This window comes from Sphingomonas sanxanigenens DSM 19645 = NX02 (assembly GCF_000512205.2).
Lineage (GTDB): Bacteria > Pseudomonadota > Alphaproteobacteria > Sphingomonadales > Sphingomonadaceae > Sphingomonas_D > Sphingomonas_D sanxanigenens.
The window spans coordinates 3,808,925-3,825,451 of sequence record NZ_CP006644.1 but is presented as its reverse complement, the minus strand read 5'-3'; the positions used below and the strand labels follow the sequence as shown (position 1 = coordinate 3,825,451).

The 16,527-nt window shown below is 69.4% G+C and carries 16 protein-coding genes; 7 read left to right on the top strand and 9 right to left on the bottom strand.

Features of this window, described 5'->3' with window-relative positions; translation table 11 throughout:
• Window positions 1–11: 11 nt before the first annotated feature.
• A complete protein-coding gene (chrA, locus tag NX02_RS17415) occupies window positions 12–1,388 on the bottom strand; it encodes a chromate efflux transporter (protein ID WP_025293484.1) in 1,377 nt (458 codons plus the stop codon).
• The gene (locus NX02_RS17410; protein WP_025293483.1) at window positions 1,385–2,338 is read right to left on the bottom strand and encodes a chromate resistance protein ChrB domain-containing protein; all 954 of its coding nucleotides are present in this window, start codon (window positions 2,336–2,338) and stop codon (window positions 1,385–1,387) included. The genes chrA and NX02_RS17410 overlap by 4 nt, the downstream gene beginning before the upstream one ends.
• Before the next feature lie 47 nt (window positions 2,339–2,385).
• Between NX02_RS17410 and NX02_RS17405 the strand changes: the two genes are divergently transcribed.
• Window positions 2,386–3,738 carry an alginate export family protein gene (locus NX02_RS17405; protein ID WP_047100093.1) on the top strand — a complete coding sequence of 451 codons (1,353 nt, stop codon included), beginning with the start codon at window positions 2,386–2,388 and terminating at the stop codon, window positions 3,736–3,738.
• On the opposite strand, the gene NX02_RS17400 is transcribed toward NX02_RS17405, so the two are convergent.
• Window positions 3,716–4,168 (bottom strand): ATP-binding protein, encoded by a 453-nt coding sequence (locus tag NX02_RS17400; RefSeq protein ID WP_025293481.1) that lies wholly within the window; start codon window positions 4,166–4,168, stop codon window positions 3,716–3,718. The genes NX02_RS17405 and NX02_RS17400 overlap by 23 nt on opposite strands.
• Before the next feature lie 143 nt (window positions 4,169–4,311).
• Between NX02_RS17400 and NX02_RS17395 the strand changes: the two genes are divergently transcribed.
• Complete coding sequence (locus NX02_RS17395; RefSeq protein WP_025293480.1) at window positions 4,312–4,746, top strand: FecR family protein; 435 nt, start codon at window positions 4,312–4,314, stop codon at window positions 4,744–4,746.
• The gene (locus NX02_RS17390) at window positions 4,743–5,345 is read left to right on the top strand and encodes an OmpA family protein (protein ID WP_025293479.1); all 603 of its coding nucleotides are present in this window, start codon (window positions 4,743–4,745) and stop codon (window positions 5,343–5,345) included. The genes NX02_RS17395 and NX02_RS17390 overlap by 4 nt, the downstream gene beginning before the upstream one ends.
• A gap of 17 nt (window positions 5,346–5,362) precedes the next feature.
• On the opposite strand, the gene NX02_RS17385 is transcribed toward NX02_RS17390, so the two are convergent.
• From NX02_RS17385 to NX02_RS17370, 4 genes are all read right to left on the bottom strand, one after another.
• Window positions 5,363–7,459, bottom strand: coding sequence for a CHASE2 domain-containing protein (locus tag NX02_RS17385; protein WP_025293478.1), 2,097 nt, complete (start codon window positions 7,457–7,459; stop codon window positions 5,363–5,365).
• Window positions 7,434–8,396 carry an MBL fold metallo-hydrolase gene (locus tag NX02_RS17380; protein WP_025293477.1) on the bottom strand — a complete coding sequence of 321 codons (963 nt, stop codon included), beginning with the start codon at window positions 8,394–8,396 and terminating at the stop codon, window positions 7,434–7,436. The genes NX02_RS17385 and NX02_RS17380 overlap by 26 nt, the downstream gene beginning before the upstream one ends.
• Before the next feature lie 10 nt (window positions 8,397–8,406).
• Window positions 8,407–8,733 carry an STAS domain-containing protein gene (locus NX02_RS17375; protein WP_025293476.1) on the bottom strand — a complete coding sequence of 109 codons (327 nt, stop codon included), beginning with the start codon at window positions 8,731–8,733 and terminating at the stop codon, window positions 8,407–8,409.
• 96 nt (window positions 8,734–8,829) lie between these two features.
• Window positions 8,830–10,161, bottom strand: a complete 1,332-nt coding sequence (locus NX02_RS17370; RefSeq protein WP_211258225.1) for a PQQ-dependent sugar dehydrogenase — start codon at window positions 10,159–10,161, stop codon at window positions 8,830–8,832.
• Window positions 10,162–10,254: 93 nt separating this feature from the next.
• On the opposite strand from NX02_RS17370, the gene NX02_RS17365 reads away from it, so the two are divergent.
• Window positions 10,255–11,454, top strand: coding sequence for an MBL fold metallo-hydrolase (locus NX02_RS17365; protein WP_047100091.1), 1,200 nt, complete (start codon window positions 10,255–10,257; stop codon window positions 11,452–11,454).
• Window positions 11,455–11,487: 33 nt separating this feature from the next.
• On the opposite strand, the gene NX02_RS17360 is transcribed toward NX02_RS17365, so the two are convergent.
• On the bottom strand, window positions 11,488–12,666 hold the full coding sequence (locus tag NX02_RS17360) for a hypothetical protein (RefSeq protein WP_025293473.1): 1,179 nt from the start codon (window positions 12,664–12,666) through the stop codon (window positions 11,488–11,490).
• Between the two features lie 9 nt (window positions 12,667–12,675).
• The gene (locus tag NX02_RS17355; RefSeq protein ID WP_425424046.1) at window positions 12,676–13,437 is read right to left on the bottom strand and encodes a competence/damage-inducible protein A; all 762 of its coding nucleotides are present in this window, start codon (window positions 13,435–13,437) and stop codon (window positions 12,676–12,678) included.
• A gap of 135 nt (window positions 13,438–13,572) precedes the next feature.
• On the opposite strand from NX02_RS17355, the gene map reads away from it, so the two are divergent.
• The 3 genes from map (at window position 13,573) to glnA (ending at window position 16,519) form a co-directional block, all read left to right on the top strand.
• Window positions 13,573–14,400 (top strand): type I methionyl aminopeptidase, encoded by an 828-nt coding sequence (map, locus tag NX02_RS17350; protein WP_025293471.1) that lies wholly within the window; start codon window positions 13,573–13,575, stop codon window positions 14,398–14,400.
• A 292-nt stretch (window positions 14,401–14,692) separates the two neighbouring features.
• The gene (locus NX02_RS17345) at window positions 14,693–15,031 is read left to right on the top strand and encodes a P-II family nitrogen regulator (protein ID WP_025293470.1); all 339 of its coding nucleotides are present in this window, start codon (window positions 14,693–14,695) and stop codon (window positions 15,029–15,031) included.
• Window positions 15,032–15,106: 75 nt separating this feature from the next.
• On the top strand, window positions 15,107–16,519 hold the full coding sequence (gene glnA, locus NX02_RS17340) for a type I glutamate--ammonia ligase (RefSeq protein WP_025293469.1): 1,413 nt from the start codon (window positions 15,107–15,109) through the stop codon (window positions 16,517–16,519).
• Window positions 16,520–16,527: the final 8 nt, after the last annotated feature.

The window sequence follows — 16,527 nt, the reverse complement described above, 5'->3', positions numbered from 1 at the left end:
CGGCGGGATCGTCAGGCGCCGTCGGCGAGCACCACGATCGCGCCGAGCGCCGCCGCCAGCAGCAGTACGATCGGCACGCCGAGGCGGAAGCGGAACAGCGCCGCCGCCGCGGCCAAGGCGAGGATCGCCGCCGGCGCGTCGAAAGTGGCAAGCACCGGCACGTCGAGGCGGCCGCCGGCGAAGGCGATGCTCTCGACGCGACCGAACAATGTGTGGATCGCGAACCACAGCGCGAGGTTGAGGATCACCCCCACCACCGCCGCGGCGATCGCCGCCAGCGCCGCGGACAGCGCCTGGTTGCTGCGCAACCGCTCCACGAACGGCGCGCCCGCGAAGATCCACAGGAAGCAGGGCAGGAAGGTGACCCATGTCGTCAGCAGCCCGCCCAGCGTGGCGGCGAGCAGCGGCGGCAGCGATCCGGCGTTGCGAAAGGCGGCGAGGAAGCCGACGAACTGCGTCACCATGATCAGCGGCCCCGGCGTGGTCTCCGCCATGCCGAGCCCGTCGAGCATCTCGCCGGGCTTCAGCCAGCCATAGCCATCGACCGCCTGCTGCGCGACATAGGCGAGCACCGCATAGGCGCCGCCGAAGGTGACGACCGCCATCTGGCTGAAGAAGATCGCGATCCGCGAAAAGACATGATCGGGGCCGAGCAGCAGCGCCAGCGCGGCGACGGGCGCGAGCCAGAGCAGCAGCAGCACGCCGCAGATCGAGAATGACCAGCGTGCATCGGGGCGGGCATGCGACGGCAGCCCTTCGCCCAGCGCGGACTCGCGATCCTCGAGCACCGCGCCGCCTGCGCGCCGGTGCCCACCGCCGCCGCGGAACGCCGTCAGCCCGGCGCGGCCGCCGAGAAAGCCGACGAGCCCGGCGACCAGCACCACGAGCGGGAAGGGGAGGCCGAACAGGAAGATCGCCGCGAAGGCGAGCGCGGCGATGGCGCGCATCGCGCCATTGCCCATCGCGCGTGACCCGACCCGGATCACCGCCTGCGCGACGATCGCGAGCACCGCCGCCTTCAGCCCGAAGAACAGCCCCTCGATCAGCGGCAGATGGCCGAGCAGCACATAGGCGTAGCTCAGCGCCAGGATCGCGATCAGCCCCGGCAGCACGAACAGCGCGCCGGCGACGAGCCCACCCTTCGTGCGATGCAGCAGCCAGCCGATATAGATCGCCAGCTGCTGTGCCTCGGGCCCCGGCAGCAGCATGCAATAGTTGAGCGCGTGGAGGAAACGCCCCTCGCCGATCCAGCGTTTCTCGTCGACGAGGATGCGGTGCATCACCGCGATCTGCCCCGCGGGCCCGCCGAAGCTGAGCGCCGCGATGCGCGCCCAGACGGCCACGGCATCGGCGAAGGCGATGCCATGATCGGCGGCGGCGCGGCTCATCGGGCCGTCCCCCGCGTGCCGAAGAAGGCGTGGAACTGGTCGAATATGTCGCTGGCGCGCGCGATGCGCTCTTCATCCGCGTCGCTGGTCGCGCAGATCGCCTGCAGCATCGCCCCCAGTCCGGCTGTTTCCGGGCGGCCGAACCGGCCGTCGCCGATGTCGAGATCGTGGATGATCTCGCCGATCGCGACGAGTGCGGCATCGTCGGCGGGGCCGGCGCGCAGCAGCAGCGTTTCGAAGCTGCACCGCTCGCCCTCATGGGTGAATTCGGCATCGGCCATGTCGAAGCGCAGTTCGCCTGGCGTGGGCGCATGGCTCCGCCCGGCAACGAAGCGGAAGCGCGCGTCGCGATCGATGAAGCGGCGGATCAGCCAGGCGCAGGCGATGCGATCGACATGGACGCCGCTGCGCGTCACCCAGATCCGACCCGTGAGGTCGCCCGGCAGGTCGGGTGCGGCGTCGGTGCGCGCGATATCGGGGTGCTCGCCGCGCCGCCGATCGAGCTCGGCAAGTGCGGCTTCCGCCTGCTGGCGGCCATGCGCGCCGAACGGGTCGAGCGCGCCGACCTCGGCCAAGCGCTTCTGCAGCCGGGCGATCTCGGCCTCGCTCGCGGGGCCGGTCTCGATCAGCCGGCGCGCGGTATCGGCGATCTCGGCATAATCGGCATCGCGCGCGGCATCGAACAGCGCGCGGATATCCTTGTCGCTCTGCCCGGCGAGCAGAACGCCATCGACCAGTGTCGCATCGCCGCCGCCGGCGACGATCTCGTCGAGCAGCGCGCGGAACACGGCCTCGTTGGCGCTCGTCCGCGGCAGTACATGCACAGCATTCTTCAGCGGCACCGCGCCGATCGCCTGCAGCCGCCGCCAGATCTTCACGCGAAGATAGGGCGGCTTCGTCGGCAGCTGGTGCAGCAGCGCGAGCCAGCGGGCAGGGCGGGTTGTCGGCATGATGATATATGTATATCATCCACCATGGGATAGGGAACAGCTATATCATGAAGCCTGCGGTGATCCGTTTCTGGCTTTGCGCGACCGGCGCCGGTGCGGCGCTGTGGAACGCGCCGGCGGCGGCGCAGGAGGAGGGTGTGTCGCTCTCGGGCGCGGTGCGGCTGCGCTATGAGGCGATCGCCGGCCAGCCGCGCGCCGGCTTCGACAGCAAGGATGCGCTGGTCAACCTGCGTACGAACATCCTGGCGACATGGCGCGCGGACCAGGTGCGCGTCGGCGTCGAGCTTTACGACAGCCGCGTGTGGGGTGACGATCCGGGTACCCCGGTGTCGACCGGCGAGGTCAACGCGATGGAGCCGGTGCAGGCTTATGTCGGCGCCGATTTCGATGGTGCGCTTGGCCCCGGCAGCCGGCTGGCGCTGACCGCGGGGCGGATGATGCTCAACCTCGGCTCGCGTCGCCTCATCGCTGCCGACGACTATCGCAACACCACCAGCGGCTATACCGGGCTGCGCGCGGATGCGGCGCTCGGCGGCGGCTGGGCGGCGACCTTGATCTACATGCTGCCGCAGCAGCGACGGCCGGACGATGATGCAGGCATCCGCCGCGCGGCGGTGCGGCTGGATCGCGAGAGTTTCGAGACCGTGCTGTGGGGTGGGCAGGTAGCGAAGGCGCGCGCGATCGGGCCGGCGATGGTGGAACTGACCTATTTCCACCTCGGCGAGCGCGACGCACCCGGCCGCCCGACCCGCGACCGTTCGCTCGATACGATGGGTGGCCGCATCGCCGTCGAACCGCATGCCGGTGCGTTCGATTGCGAGGTCGAACTGATCTATCAGACCGGGCACGCCAGCATCGGCCTTGCTGCGGGCGCGCCGCGTCAGTCGGTCGGCGCTAGCTTCGTCCACGCCGATCTCGGTTACAGTTTTCCGGGCGCGTGGAAGCCGCGGCTGTCGATCGAGTTCGACCGCGCCAGCGGCGATCGTCGCGGCGGGCGTTATGGCCGCTTCGACACGCTTTACGGCATGCGCCGCGCCGACTTCGCACCCTCGGGCCTCTATGCTGCGATCGGCCGCACCAACATCGTCACCCCCGGCGTGCGGCTGGAGGCGACACCCGGCGCGCGGCTGGACGCGTTCGCGGTCTATCGCGCAATGTGGCCGGCGGCGGACGAGGATGGCTTCTCTACCACCGGCGTGCGCGACGCCACCGGGCGGTCCGGCACCTTCGCCGGCCACCAGATCGAGGCGCGGCTGCGCTACTGGATCATGCGCCAACGGCTGCGCTTCGAATTCGACGGCCTGCTGCTCGCCAAGGGCCGCTTCCTCCGCGACGCCCCCAACGCGCCGCCGGGGCGCTGGACGCGCTATGGCTCGTTCAACCTGACGGCGTCGTTCTAGGCGGCCGGGCGATCTCGATCGTCAGCCGGTTCGCGCCCCCCGCGCTGTCATAGCTGGTCACCACCGCCCACGTCGCCAGCAGCCGCAGTCCGGCGCCGCCGCCCGCATCGGGCGGAAAGTCATCATCGTCGGGCGGCGCCGTACGCGGATCGAAGGGGCGGCCGCGGTCGACGATCTCCAGCCGGATCCTATCCTCCACCCGCGCCAGCGCCAGCGCGATGAGGCTGTCCGCGGGCAGGTCGCCATGATCGACGAGGTTAGCGACCAGTTCCTCGACGAGGATCAGCAGGCGCATGGCCCATTCGCCGTCGCAGCCGGCCGCGGCGGCGAAGTGTTCGGCGGCGTCGATCGCGGCCGCGATCGCGTGGTCATCGGGCGGCAGTTCTGCCGTGTCCGCCGATGATAGTGGATTGTGACGAGCCTGGCTCATCCGACGCCGGTCAAGCCCGCGCGGCGCCCGCGCGGGACCGGCTGCCGATCGGTCGCAGACCGGGCGGGACGGTACAAGGATGGCGGATTGCATCGCATCGCGGGCAAGCCTATCGTCAATTCGACCAGATCGGGAGAGGTGTGATGGGCCGTCTCGCCGTTTTCGCTTTATTGCTTCTGCTACTGACCGGCGCCGCGCCCGCGGATCGGGTGATCGGGCGCGTCAAGATCGCCAGCGGACAGGCGAACATCCTGCGCGCAGGCGTGCCGATGCCGGCGAAGCCGGGCGCGACGCTCAAGAGCGGGGACATCCTCAACACCGGTCGCGACGGCCGCATCGGCGTGACCTTCGTCGACAACAGCCGCTTCGCCGCCGGGCCGAACAGCCGCATCGACCTCGCGCGGTTCGAATTCGATCCGCGCACGCATGACGGCGAATTCCTCACCAAGGTCGATCGCGGTTCGCTCGCGGTGATCTCCGGACAGATCGCCAAGCGTCGGCGCGATGCGATGCGCGTCCGCACGCCCACGGCGCTGCTCGGCGTGCGCGGCACGCGGTTCGTGGTCACGGTGGAATGACGCGCGCGGTGGCGGCGCTGCTGCCGGCGCTGGTGCTGCTGACAGGCTGCGCGCACCGCGAAACGCTCACCCTGCTGCGGCATGAGGGCACCGCCTCCGACGATGCCGGCGCGGTCGCGGTGCTCGATCCCGAAACGGGCCGGGAGATCCGCCTCGTCGACCGTGCGGACAGCCGCGCCAGGCTCAGGCCGGGCAGCGCCGAAGTGCGCACGAGCGACAAATCGCTCGAACCGCGCCATGCCGCCTTGTTCTCGGCGATGCCGCGCGCGCCGGAACCCTTTGCGCTGACCTTCGACAATAATGACATCGCGCTGGACGCCGCCTCGCAGGCGCTGGTGCCGAAACTCGTCGAGGCGGTCCGCGCGCGGCCGGGTGCCGACGTCGCGATCGTCGGCCACACCGATTCCGCCGGCGAGGAGGCTTATAACGACAGTCTTTCCGAGGATCGCGCACGGGAGGTCGCGGGGATCCTCGAGGCGGCGGGCGTGGACGTGACGATCGTCGAGGTCGTCGGCCGCGGCGAACGCGAACCGCTGGTCCCCAATCCGCCCGATGGGCATGAACGGCGCAACCGGCGGGTCGAGGTGATCGTTCGCTAGGGCCTCGTGCCAACCCCCTATCCCCCATCCCCACGATACCGGAACGCCAGCACCGTCAGATCGTCCGTCGCCTCGCCGCCACCTTCCAGCGCGCGCACGGCGGCGTGCAGGCGGCGGCAGGCGTCGTTGACCGGGCCGGCATTGCTCCAGTTCCGCAGCGTCTCCGCAACCCCCGCGGTGCCGAAGGTCCGGCCGGTGCCGTCCTGCGCCTCGGTCACGCCGTCGGAGAGCAGGATCACCGTGTCGCCTGGGGCCAGCCGCACAACTGACGTGCCATAGGCCATGCCCTCGGCCGCGCCGAACGGCGGGCCGCCGTCCGAGCGGAGCGGGGTGGGGGTGCCGTCCGCGCGCACCAGCCAGGGATCCTCATGGCCGACCCCGGCATAAGCGAGGTCGCCGGTGCGGCAGTCGAGCAGCGCGATCGCCATGGTCACGAACATGTCCTCGACATTGTCGCGCATGATTTCCGCGTTGAGCGTTTCCAACGCCGGCGCGAGGTCGGACACCCCGCGTGACAGCACGCTGCGCGTCAACGCGCGGGAGAGCGCCATGAACAATGCCGCCGACATGCCCTTGCCGGTTACGTCGCCTACGAACAGGCAGAGGCGATCGGCGTCGAGGCGAATCGCATCGTAGAAATCGCCGCCGGTGTCGCGCGCCGGCTCGATCAGCCCGGCAATCTCGATGCGCGGGTCGAGCGCGGCGAGCGTCGCGGCGTCGGGCAGCATCGCCTGCTGCATCTCGCGCGCGGCGGTGAGTTCGCCGGCGCTGTGCGCGGCGGCGAGCTGCTCGGCCCATAGCGCGCGCTGCAGCGCCGCCTGGTGCCGCCGCCCCTCGGCATAGAGCAGCAGCACGGTAACCGCGCCCGCGGCCAGGCCCGACAGCAAGGGCAGCACCGGATCGAGCAGCAGCCCGCCGGCGAACGCCCCCGCGCTGATCGCGATCGTCGCCAGCGCCGCCGCGACCGCAAGCAGCGCCATGCGCCATGGCCGCCGCTGCGGCGAGAACCCGCCGAACAGCAGCAGCAGCGCCAATGCCCCCACGCGCTCCGCCCACAGCGCCCAGCCGGGGCGCGACAGGCTGTCCCCGGCGAGGATCGCGTCCACCGCCATCGCCTGCACCGCCGCGCCATAGCCCTGCGGCGCCAGCGGCGTCGAAACCATGTCTGCCGAGCCAGCGCCGCCGAGCCCGACCAGCACGATGCGGTTGCGGAACTGATCCGCGGGCGCCGGATCGCCCATTACGCTCGCCGCGGAAAACTGCGCATGCGCCGGCAGCGTGCCGAAGCGCATCCGCATCGCGCCATCGGGATCGACCGCAAGCCGCCGCCCGCCCATTTCGACCGCGCGCAGCCGGCCGTTGCGGACGACGGGCGTCACCGCCTGGGTGCGGCTGGCGATCCGCGCCAGTTCGAGCGCGAACCCCGGATTGGGGGTGCCCGCCACCGTCGCCACCAGCGGCACGCGGCGCTGGGTGCCATCGGCATCGGCATCGCCGTTGAGCAGGCCATGCCCCTCGGCGACATCGTCGATCGTCTGGATGTTGGCGAGCGCCCGGTCCCATGCCCGCACGCCGGCGGGGAGGGGAGCGGTGAACTGCGCCTCGACCGCCAGCGGCGGCGCTGCCTTGTCCTCTTCCGCGGCGATGCCGGCGCGGCCGAGCACCACCGGCGATCGGCCGATCACCTGCGCCAGCACGCGATCCATCGATGTCAGCGCCCGCACCTCCTCAGCCGCCGGCACGGGCAGTTCATGATAGAAATCGGCGAAACCGGCCGGATCGCGCGGATCGGGTTCCGACAGCAGCATGTCCAGCCCGATGACGGCGGCACCGCGGCTGTGGATCGTCTCGACCAGCCGCGCGATGGCGTAGCGCGACCAGGGCCAGGGGCCGATCTGGTCGATGCTGGCATCGTCGATCATCACCACCGCCACGCGCGTGTCGCCGAAGTCGCGCGGCATCAGCCGTTGCCACAGGTCGAACAGCGGCCGGCGCAGCGCGTCGGCCTGCGGGGCGAGGCTCGCCGCTACCACCAGCAGCCCCGCGACGATCCCCGCCAGCCGCGCGCGGCCGGCGCGGATGCCGGGGTCAGACGTCGAGTTCGAGCCCGTCATAGGCGCACACCACCTCGATCGGCGGGCCGTCGCCGCGGCCCAGTTCCTCATAGCGGATGGTCTCGCGATGCACCGTCTCGATCATCGCGTCGCTGGCGGCGGGTTCGTGGTGGAACATCACCAGCCGCCGCGCGCCCGCCGCGCGGCACAGGTCGAGCGCGGTCAGGCTGCTCGAATGGCCCCAATCCTCGCGCAATGTCACCGCGTCGGCCAGCGAATACATCGTGTCGCAGATCACCGTGTCGGCACCGCCGAAGAAGCGCTCGAACCGCGTCTCGCCCTCCATGTCGTCGACGGGATGCTCGGAATCGGTGCTGTAGATCAATGTGCGGCCATCGCCCTCGATGCGGAAGCCATAGCTGTCATGGTCGTGGAATTGGCGGATCACTGAGACGGTGAGCCCGTCGATGTCGATCGGCTCGCCGGGCGTCAGCGTGACGAAATCGATCGCGGCGCCCAGCGCCGTGAACGGCACGGGGAAGGATATCGCCTCCTGCTGGCGGACCAGCGCCTCCCGCGCCTCGGCGTGGCCGGCATAGATCGTGATGCGCGCCTGCGGATCATAGGCCGGCCCGAAGAAGGGGAAGCCCATGATATGGTCCCAATGCAGGTGCGACAGGAAGATGCGGAAATCGCGCGGCCGCCCTTCGGCATAGCGCGCGATCGCGCTGCCGCCGAAGCCGCGCAGCCCCGATCCGAGGTCGCACAGCAGGAAAGCGCCGGTGCCGCGGTCGATCTCGACGCAGCTCGTGGCGCCGCCATAGCCGCCGCCGGCGGAGAAGGGCAGTTCGCCGGTGACGAAGGCGAGCGCCGCCTGTTCGTCGGCGAAGCGCCGCCCGTCCGCTGCCACGAGCGCGCGGGCGATCTTGCCGGCGATGGCGGCGGCGTCTGCCGAGACGGGCAGCGATCCGCGGGTTCCCCAGAAACGCAGGCGCACGGCGTCGCTCCTATCGCTGGATGGTCTCGCGAATGTCGAAGATCCTGTCGTAGCGGCTGATTGCCAATATCTCCCGCATCGGCGCCGATGGGCAGGCGAGCGCGATCGGCGTGCCGCTCTCCCCGGCCTCGCGCCGCGCGATCGTCAGCACGCGCAGCCCGCGGGAGGACATGTAGGGCACCGCGCCGAGATCGATGATCAGCGCGAGCCCCGCCGCTCGCGCCTCCGCCAGCGCCGCGGTCAGTGCGTCGCGAAACGCTTCCCACCGCGTCTCGTCGATCCGGCCGACGGGGCGGACGACCAGGGCCTCGGCGGTTCGGCTGCTCGTCGTCTCCATCCACGCCCCCACTCGGTCACGCGCGCATAGCCGCACAGGGCGAATGCGGCGTCAAGCTGTGTGTTTTCCCCCTCCGTCCGTCGCGAGCGTGAAGCCTTACCGCCCTGCGCTCACCCGCCACACCGCATTGCCGACATCGTCCGCCACCAGCAGCGCGCCCTTGCTGTCGATGATCGTGCCGACCGGGCGACCGCGCGCGTCGCCGTCGACGAGGAAGCCGGTCAGCACGTCCACCGGCTTGGCGTCCTTCGCGGGAAAACCGTCCGGCCCGAACGGTACGAACACCACCTTGTAGCCCGATGCCGGCTTGCGGTTCCACGAACCATGCTGGCCGATGAAGGCGCCGCGTGCGAAGCGGCCGCCGAGCGTCGCGCGATCGGCGAAGGCGAGGCCGAGCGAGGCGGTGTGGGGCCCCAGCGCATAATCGGGGCGGCGTGTATATTCGAGCATGTCGGGCCGCTCGGGCTGGACGCGCTTGTCGGGATAGCCGCTCCAATAGGCCCAGGGCCAGCCGAAGAAATCCCCCTCGTTGACCTGCGTCAGATAGTCCGGCGCCAGATCGCCGCCCAGCATGTCGCGCTCGTTGACGGTGGTCCACAAGGTGCCGCTCACCGGTTCCCACGCAAGGCCGTTGGGGTTGCGCAGCCCGCTGGCGAACACGCGGCGGCGGCCGGTCGCGGGATCGACCTCGAGGATCGCGGCGCGATTGACCTCGGTCTCCATCCCGTTCTCGCCGATATTGCTGTTCGAGCCGACCGTCACGTAGAGCCGCGTGCCATCGGCATTGGCGATCACGTTGCGGGTCCAGTGGTTGTTCGGCTTGGTCGCTGGCAGGTCGACGATCTTGCGGCCCTTGGCGCTGATCTTCGTCTCGCCGACCTTGAACGGGAAGGCCATCAGCGCATCGGTGTTGCCGACATAGAGCGTCTCGCCGACGAGCGCCATGCCGAACGGCGAGTTCAGCCCCTCGAGCAGCGCGAACTTCTGTTCGGCGATGCCGTCGCCATTGGCGTCGCGCAGCAGCGAGATGCGGTTGGCGGAAGGCACCCCGGCACCGGCGCGGCCCATCAGCCAGCCCATGATCCGCTGGGTGAAGCTGCCGGGCTCGCCCTTGGGCTTGTTCGATTCGGCCACCAGAACGTCGCCATTGGGCAGCAAGGTCATCCACCGCGGATGATCGAGCCCGGTGGCGAAGGGCTGGACCTTCAGCCCGGCCGCCGGCGTCGGCATCTGGCCCGGCTTCCAGCCGACCGGATCGGCGATGTTCACCGTCGGGATCGATTCGTTGGAGGGGCGGGTGATGGTGGGCTTGACGCCGGTCACCGCCTCGACCGAAAGCGTGGCGGACTGGCCGCGCAGGAAAAAGAACCATCCGGCGAACAGGAAGATGGCCAGGACGGCGACGAGGATCAGGGCGCGCTTCAGCATGGCCCCTATCTAGGCGGTCGCGGCGCCGCCGAACAGGTGGTGCTTGATTTCAAACGACGATTGCGGATGGATCCGCGCCGCCTGTCCGGGAGCATGACCATCTCGATCCTTCGCCGTACCGCTGCGTTCGCCGGCCGCGTGCTGTTCTTCGCCGTCGTCGCTGCGTTGCTCGCGGTGCAGATCGTCCCGCCCTTCCTCGATCGCATCTATTATCGCGGCCCCGAAAGCGGCCATTTCGACGGGCAGCGTTTCTTCAACCCCGATGGCGACGACCTGGCGGGCCCGCCGGGATCGAACCGCGGCGGCCGCGCCGGCTTCTTCTACCGCTGGATCACCGGCGCGGACGGCCGTCCGCTTTGGCCCGCGACCGTGCCCGTCACGCCGTCGCGCCCGGCCGTGCGCGTCGAAGGCGACGCACTCGTCGCGACCTGGGTGGGGCATGCGACGGTGTTGGTGCAGACGCGCGGGCTGAACATCCTGACCGACCCGATTTGGGCGGAAACCGCCGGGCCTTTCGGCTTCGGCGCGCCGCGCACCGCGCCGCCGGGCATCCGCCTCGCGGACCTGCCGCCGATCGACCTCATCCTCGTCAGCCACAATCATTATGACCATATGGATCTGGCGACGCTGAAGACGCTGTGGGATCGCGACCATCCGCGCATCGTCACCAGCCCCGGCAACGACACGCTTCTGCGCGATGCCGGCATCGATCGGGTGACGGTGCTGGACTGGGGCGGCCATGTCGCGGTGCGCAACGGCGTGGGCGTGGCGGTGACGCGCAACCATCATTGGGGCAGTCGCTGGTTCACCGATCGCAACCGCGCCCTGTGGTCCAGCTTCGTCGTCACCGCGCCGGGCGGCAACATCTTCTTCGCCGGCGATACCGGCGCTGGCGACCTGCAATGGCCGGCCGAGGCGCGCAAATGGGGGCGGGTGCGCCTCGCGCTGCTGCCGATCGGCGCGTTCCGCTTCTCCGAAGGCCAGATGGAAACCGGCGCGCACGTCGGCCCGATAGACTCCGCGGAAATCTTCGCCCGCCTTGGCGCGCCGACCGGGCTGGCGGTGCACTGGGGCACCTTTCGCCTGAGCTACGAAGGATATGACACGCCGCCGCGCCTGTTGGACGCGGTGATGCGCTGCCGCCCGGACATCGCCGGGCGCTTCGCGGCGGTGGCGATCGGCAAGCCGGTAACGGTTCCGGCGCTGGGGCGGGACGCTGCGCCAACGCCGCCCGTGTCGCGCGCGGACGTGGTTCGCTGCCTGGATACGGATGCGGTGCGCGCGATGCGCTGATCTCATGGAAAGGCCGGCGGTTCGCGCCGCCGCTCAAGCCGCCAGCCGGATCGCCGCTGCCACCGCCTCCACCTCCAGCGGCCGCGCGGCGCGCGCCCGGAAGGAGGGGGCGAGGTCCAGGCAGCGCCGGCGGATTGTCTCGTCGTCGTAGAGCCCGCGGAGCGAGGCGGCGAATATCTCCGGCTTGATCGTCTGCAGCGCGACCTGTCCGCCCACGCCCAGCCGCATCACGCCATGGCCGGCGATGCGCTTTTCCAGGTCGTAATGCGTCACCGCCTGCGGGATGCCCGCGACCAGCGCGGAGGAGACGAAGCCGTTGCCGCCATGGCTCAGCAGGATGCGCGAGCGTTCGGCGATACGGTCGAACCCCAGCGGGCGCGGCTCATAGGCGAAGCCGGCCTCGGTGAAGCGCGCCTGCAATTCGGCGGTGGCGTTGGGCACATGCACGCGCACCGGCAGGCCGGAGCGCGCGATCCCCTCCCACAAGGGCGATTCGGCCATCGCGATCTCGAAGCCGTAGACGAACAGCTCATCGCCGCGGCCGCCCGGTTCTTCCGGCAGACTGCGCGCGATCGTCGGCGACACCACCGCTTCCTTGCGCCACGCGCCATAAGGGTCGAGCTCGGCGAAACAGCCGGAGAGCGAGACGTCGGCCTCGAACAGCTCGGGCAGTCCCGCCAGCGTCGCCCGATCCAGCCGCGCGAGCGCGCGGTTGACGCCGTCGAGCAGCGCCGCCTCGTCATGCGCGCTCTCCCGCCCGTTGAGGCTGGGAAAGCGATCCATGCCGGCGGGCACGCGTTCGAATCCGGTCCCCACCGCGATCGTCGGCACGCGCCCGCGCGCGGCGGTGAGCAGCATCGGCGCATAGTCGGCGATCACCACCGCAGGCGCCACCGCGCCCAGGATCGCCTGCCAGCCGGCGATCATACCGGCGGTGGTCTCGGTGCGATCGAGCCCGACGCGTGCGAGAATGTCGCCCATCGTCGCCACCGGCCGGCCATTGGGGCGCGCGGCGTTGACGAGCAGTCGCGGCCAGACCGGCGCCTGCCACAGGCTGATGCGCGGATGCAGGGTGCCCGCCGGCGCGTCGAGCCGCTGCAGCGCCAGCGCGACCTCATGCCCGGTCGCCGCCAGCGCCTCGGCGATGCGGGTGATGCGCTCGATATGGCCGCGATTGGCGCCGAGTTCCCAGCCGATCAGGATCCGCGCCATCGTCGGCGCTCAGATGCCGCCATCGACCACGTCGTGCCCGGCCGCGGCGAGCTGCGCCGCGAGCTGCGCGAAACAGGCGTCGATCAGCGTCTGGTCGGTGGAGCGGATGACGAAATTGGCGCCGGTCCGCCCATCCCGGAAAAACGGATAGCTGCCGATCTGCACGCCTTCGAACGCACGCTCGGCGGCGCCCAGCATGTCCGCCACCTCGCTCTCCGCCACCCAGCAGCCCATCGTGCGCGACGCCAGCGGCTTGCCGCCTTCCAGCGTGCCGCTGAGCGCATCGAGCATCATCGCGGCGATGTGCGGCACGCCGGCCATGATGAAGATGTTGCCGTGGCGGATGCCGGGCGCGCCCGACAGCTTGTTCTCGATCAGCGCCGCGCCGTCGGGCACCCGCGCCATGCGCAGCCGTGCCTCGGTGAGCCCGCCGCGCGTGGCATAATATTCGGTCAGCACCGCGCGCGCGTGCGGATGGACGATCACCGGTACGCCCAGCGCCTCGGCGATCGCGTCGACCGTGATGTCGTCATGCGTGGGGCCGATGCCGCCGGTGGTGAACAGATAGTCGTTTCGCGCCCTCAGCGCGTTGACCGCCTCGACGATCGCCTCCGTCCGGTCCGCGACGACGCGGACCTCGGCCAGGCGGATGCCCTGCAGGTTCAGCCACAATGCGATCTGCGCGACGTTCCTGTCCTGCGTTCGTCCGGACAGGATCTCGTCGCCGATCACCACGAGGGCGGCGGTCCAGATGCGCTCTTCGCTCACGATCCTCCGATCCGCGGTTCGCGGTAAAATGTGCGCCTGTCTCTAGCCGTTGCGGCGCGGAAGGGAAGTGGGCTTGGGGATCGGCCGGCGGTTCGCCGCCCCCTCGCAAAATTGCGCCGACGGCGCTATATCGCGCGCATGGACAGCTATGTGAACGTCACCGCCGACAGCCCGGTTGCCGCCCGCACCGGTGCGATCAAGCTCCACGGGCCGGACGGGTTCGAAGGTATGCGCCGCGCCGGCCGCCTCGCCGCCGAGGTGCTCGACGCGCTTGCGCCGCACGTCGTGCCCGGCGTCACCACCGGCGAGCTCGACGATATCGCGCGCGAACATATGCTGGCCGGCGGCGGCGTGCCCGCGACGCTCGGCTATCGCGGCTACACGCACAGCTGCTGCATCTCGATCAACCATGTCGTGTGCCACGGCATTCCCGGCGCCAAGACGCTGAAGGACGGCGATATCGTCAATATCGACGTGACGCCGCTGGTCGACGGCTGGCACGGCGATACCAGCCGCATGTTCCTGGTCGGCAATGTCGGCGTGAAGGCCAGGCGGCTGGTGGACGTGACCTATGAGGCGATGATGCTCGGCATCGAGCAGGCGAAGCCCGGCAACCGCATGGGCGACGTCGCCCACGCGATCCAGACCTATGCCGAGAAGCACCGCTATGGCGTGGTCCGCGATTTCTGCGGGCATGGCCTCGGCCGCCTGTTCCACGACGCGCCGGAGGTGATCCACGCCGGCCGCCCCGGCACCGGGCCGGAGCTGCGCCCGGGCATGTTCTTCACGATCGAGCCGATGATCAACATCGGCCGCCCCGACGTGAAGGTGCTGGACGATGGCTGGACGGCGGTGACCCGCGACAAGTCGCTCTCTGCGCAGTTCGAGCATTCGATCGGCATCACCGAGGATGGCTGCGAGATCTTCACCACCAGCCCGACGGGCAAGGATCGCCCGCCTTACTGATCGCGGCGCCGCTGCCGCTGCCGTGCGCCGACCATTCGGCACGCTTCCTGCAATAATCTGTCGCGTCGTCGCGTCCCGCCGCCCCTTGTACGGGGCGTGGCCGTCCTGCGGCGCATAATTGCTGCGCACCCTATTGCCCATTCTTTAGGCAATACGGTTGCATCTGCCATCTATTTCGGCATTGCAGCATCGGAAGAATGGCGCAATCCTGCGGCATCTCGCGAATCGCGTGTTGGCATAAGACTTGAAAGCAGGTTCCGATGCGTTCGGGCCTGGGGGGTGAAAGACGCGAATGAAGAAGATCGAGGCGATCATCAAGCCGTTCAAGCTGGATGAGGTGAAGGAAGCGTTGCACGAAGTGGGCGTCAGCGGCATCACCGTCACCGAGGCGAAGGGTTTCGGCCGTCAGAAGGGCCACACGGAACTCTATCGCGGCGCCGAATATGTCGTCGATTTCCTCCCCAAGGTGAAGCTTGAGGTGGTGGTCGAGGACGGTCTGGCGGAGCGTGTGGTGGAGGCGATCGCCGCCGCCGCGCAGACCGGCCGGATCGGCGATGGCAAGATCTTCGTGATTCCCGTGGAGACGGCTCTCCGCATCCGCACCGGGGAACGCGACGCCGACGCGATCTGATCGCGTCCGGACGATCAGGGGGCCGGTCTTCCAGCCCGGCCCTGGATACAACAAAGAGCGAGGAAGGTTTTACACATGGCCAATGACGCCAGCGCTGTTCTGAAGCTGATCAAGGAAAAGGAGATCGAGTGGGTCGATCTTCGTTTCACCGACCCGAAGGGCAAGTGGCAGCATCTGACGATGGTTGCGGGCGTCGTCGGCGAGGATGAACTGACCGACGGTTTCATGTTCGACGGTTCCTCGATCGAGGGCTGGAAGGCGATCAACGAGTCCGACATGATCCTCAAGCCGGATCTGGACGCGGTGTGGGTCGATCCGTTCTCGGCCACCCCGATGCTGATCCTGGTGTGCGACATCGTCGAGCCCTCGACCGGTGAGCTCTACAGCCGCGATCCGCGCTCGACCGCGAAGCGCGCCGAGGCCTATGTGAAGTCGGCCGGTTTCGGCGACACCGTCTATGTCGGCCCCGAGGCCGAGTTCTTCATGTTCGACGACGTGCAGTTCGAGACCAGCTATTCGACCAGCTATTACAAGCTGGACGATATCGAGCTGCCGACCAACACCGGCAAGGCGCTGGAAGGCGGCAACCTCGGCCATCGTCCGCGCGCCAAGGGCGGCTATTTCCCGGTCGCCCCGGTCGACAGCGCCGTCGACATCCGCGCCGAGATGGTCTCGACCATGCTCGAGATGGGGCTGCCCTGCGACAAGCATCACCACGAGGTTGCGGCGGCGCAGCATGAGCTGGGCCTGACCTTCGGCACGCTGGTGACCACCGCCGATCGCATGCAGATCTACAAGTATGTCTGCTGGCAGGTCGCCCAGGCCTACGGCAAGACCGTGACCTTCATGCCGAAGCCGATCAAGGAAGATAATGGCTCGGGCATGCACACCCACATGTCCATCTGGGACAAGGGCAACCCGCTGTTCGCCGGCAACGGCTATGCCGGCCTCAGCGACATGTGCCTGTACTTCATCGGCGGCGTCATCAAGCACGCCAAGGCGCTGAACGCGTTCACCAACCCGACCACCAACAGCTACAAGCGCCTGGTGCCGGGTTACGAAGCCCCCGTGCTGCTCGCCTACTCGGCGCGCAACCGCTCGGCCTCGTGCCGCATCCCCTATGGCGCCGGCGCCAAGGCGAAGCGCGTCGAGTTCCGCTTCCCGGACGCGATGGCGAACCCCTATCTCTGCTACGCCGCGCTGCTGATGGCCGGCCTCGATGGCATCGAGAACAAGATCCATCCCGGCGAGGCGATGGACAAGAATCTCTATGACCTGCCGCCGGAAGAGCTGGCGACCGTCCCGACCGTCTGCGGCTCGCTGCGCGAGGCACTCGACAGCCTCAAGGCCGATCACAGCTTCCTGACCAAGGGCGGCGTGTTCACCGATGACCAGATCGAGGCCTATCTCGAGCTCAAGTGGCCGGAAGTCTACCGCTGGGAGATGACCCCGAGCCCGGTCGAGTTCGACATGTACTTCTCGAGCTGATCCAGCCG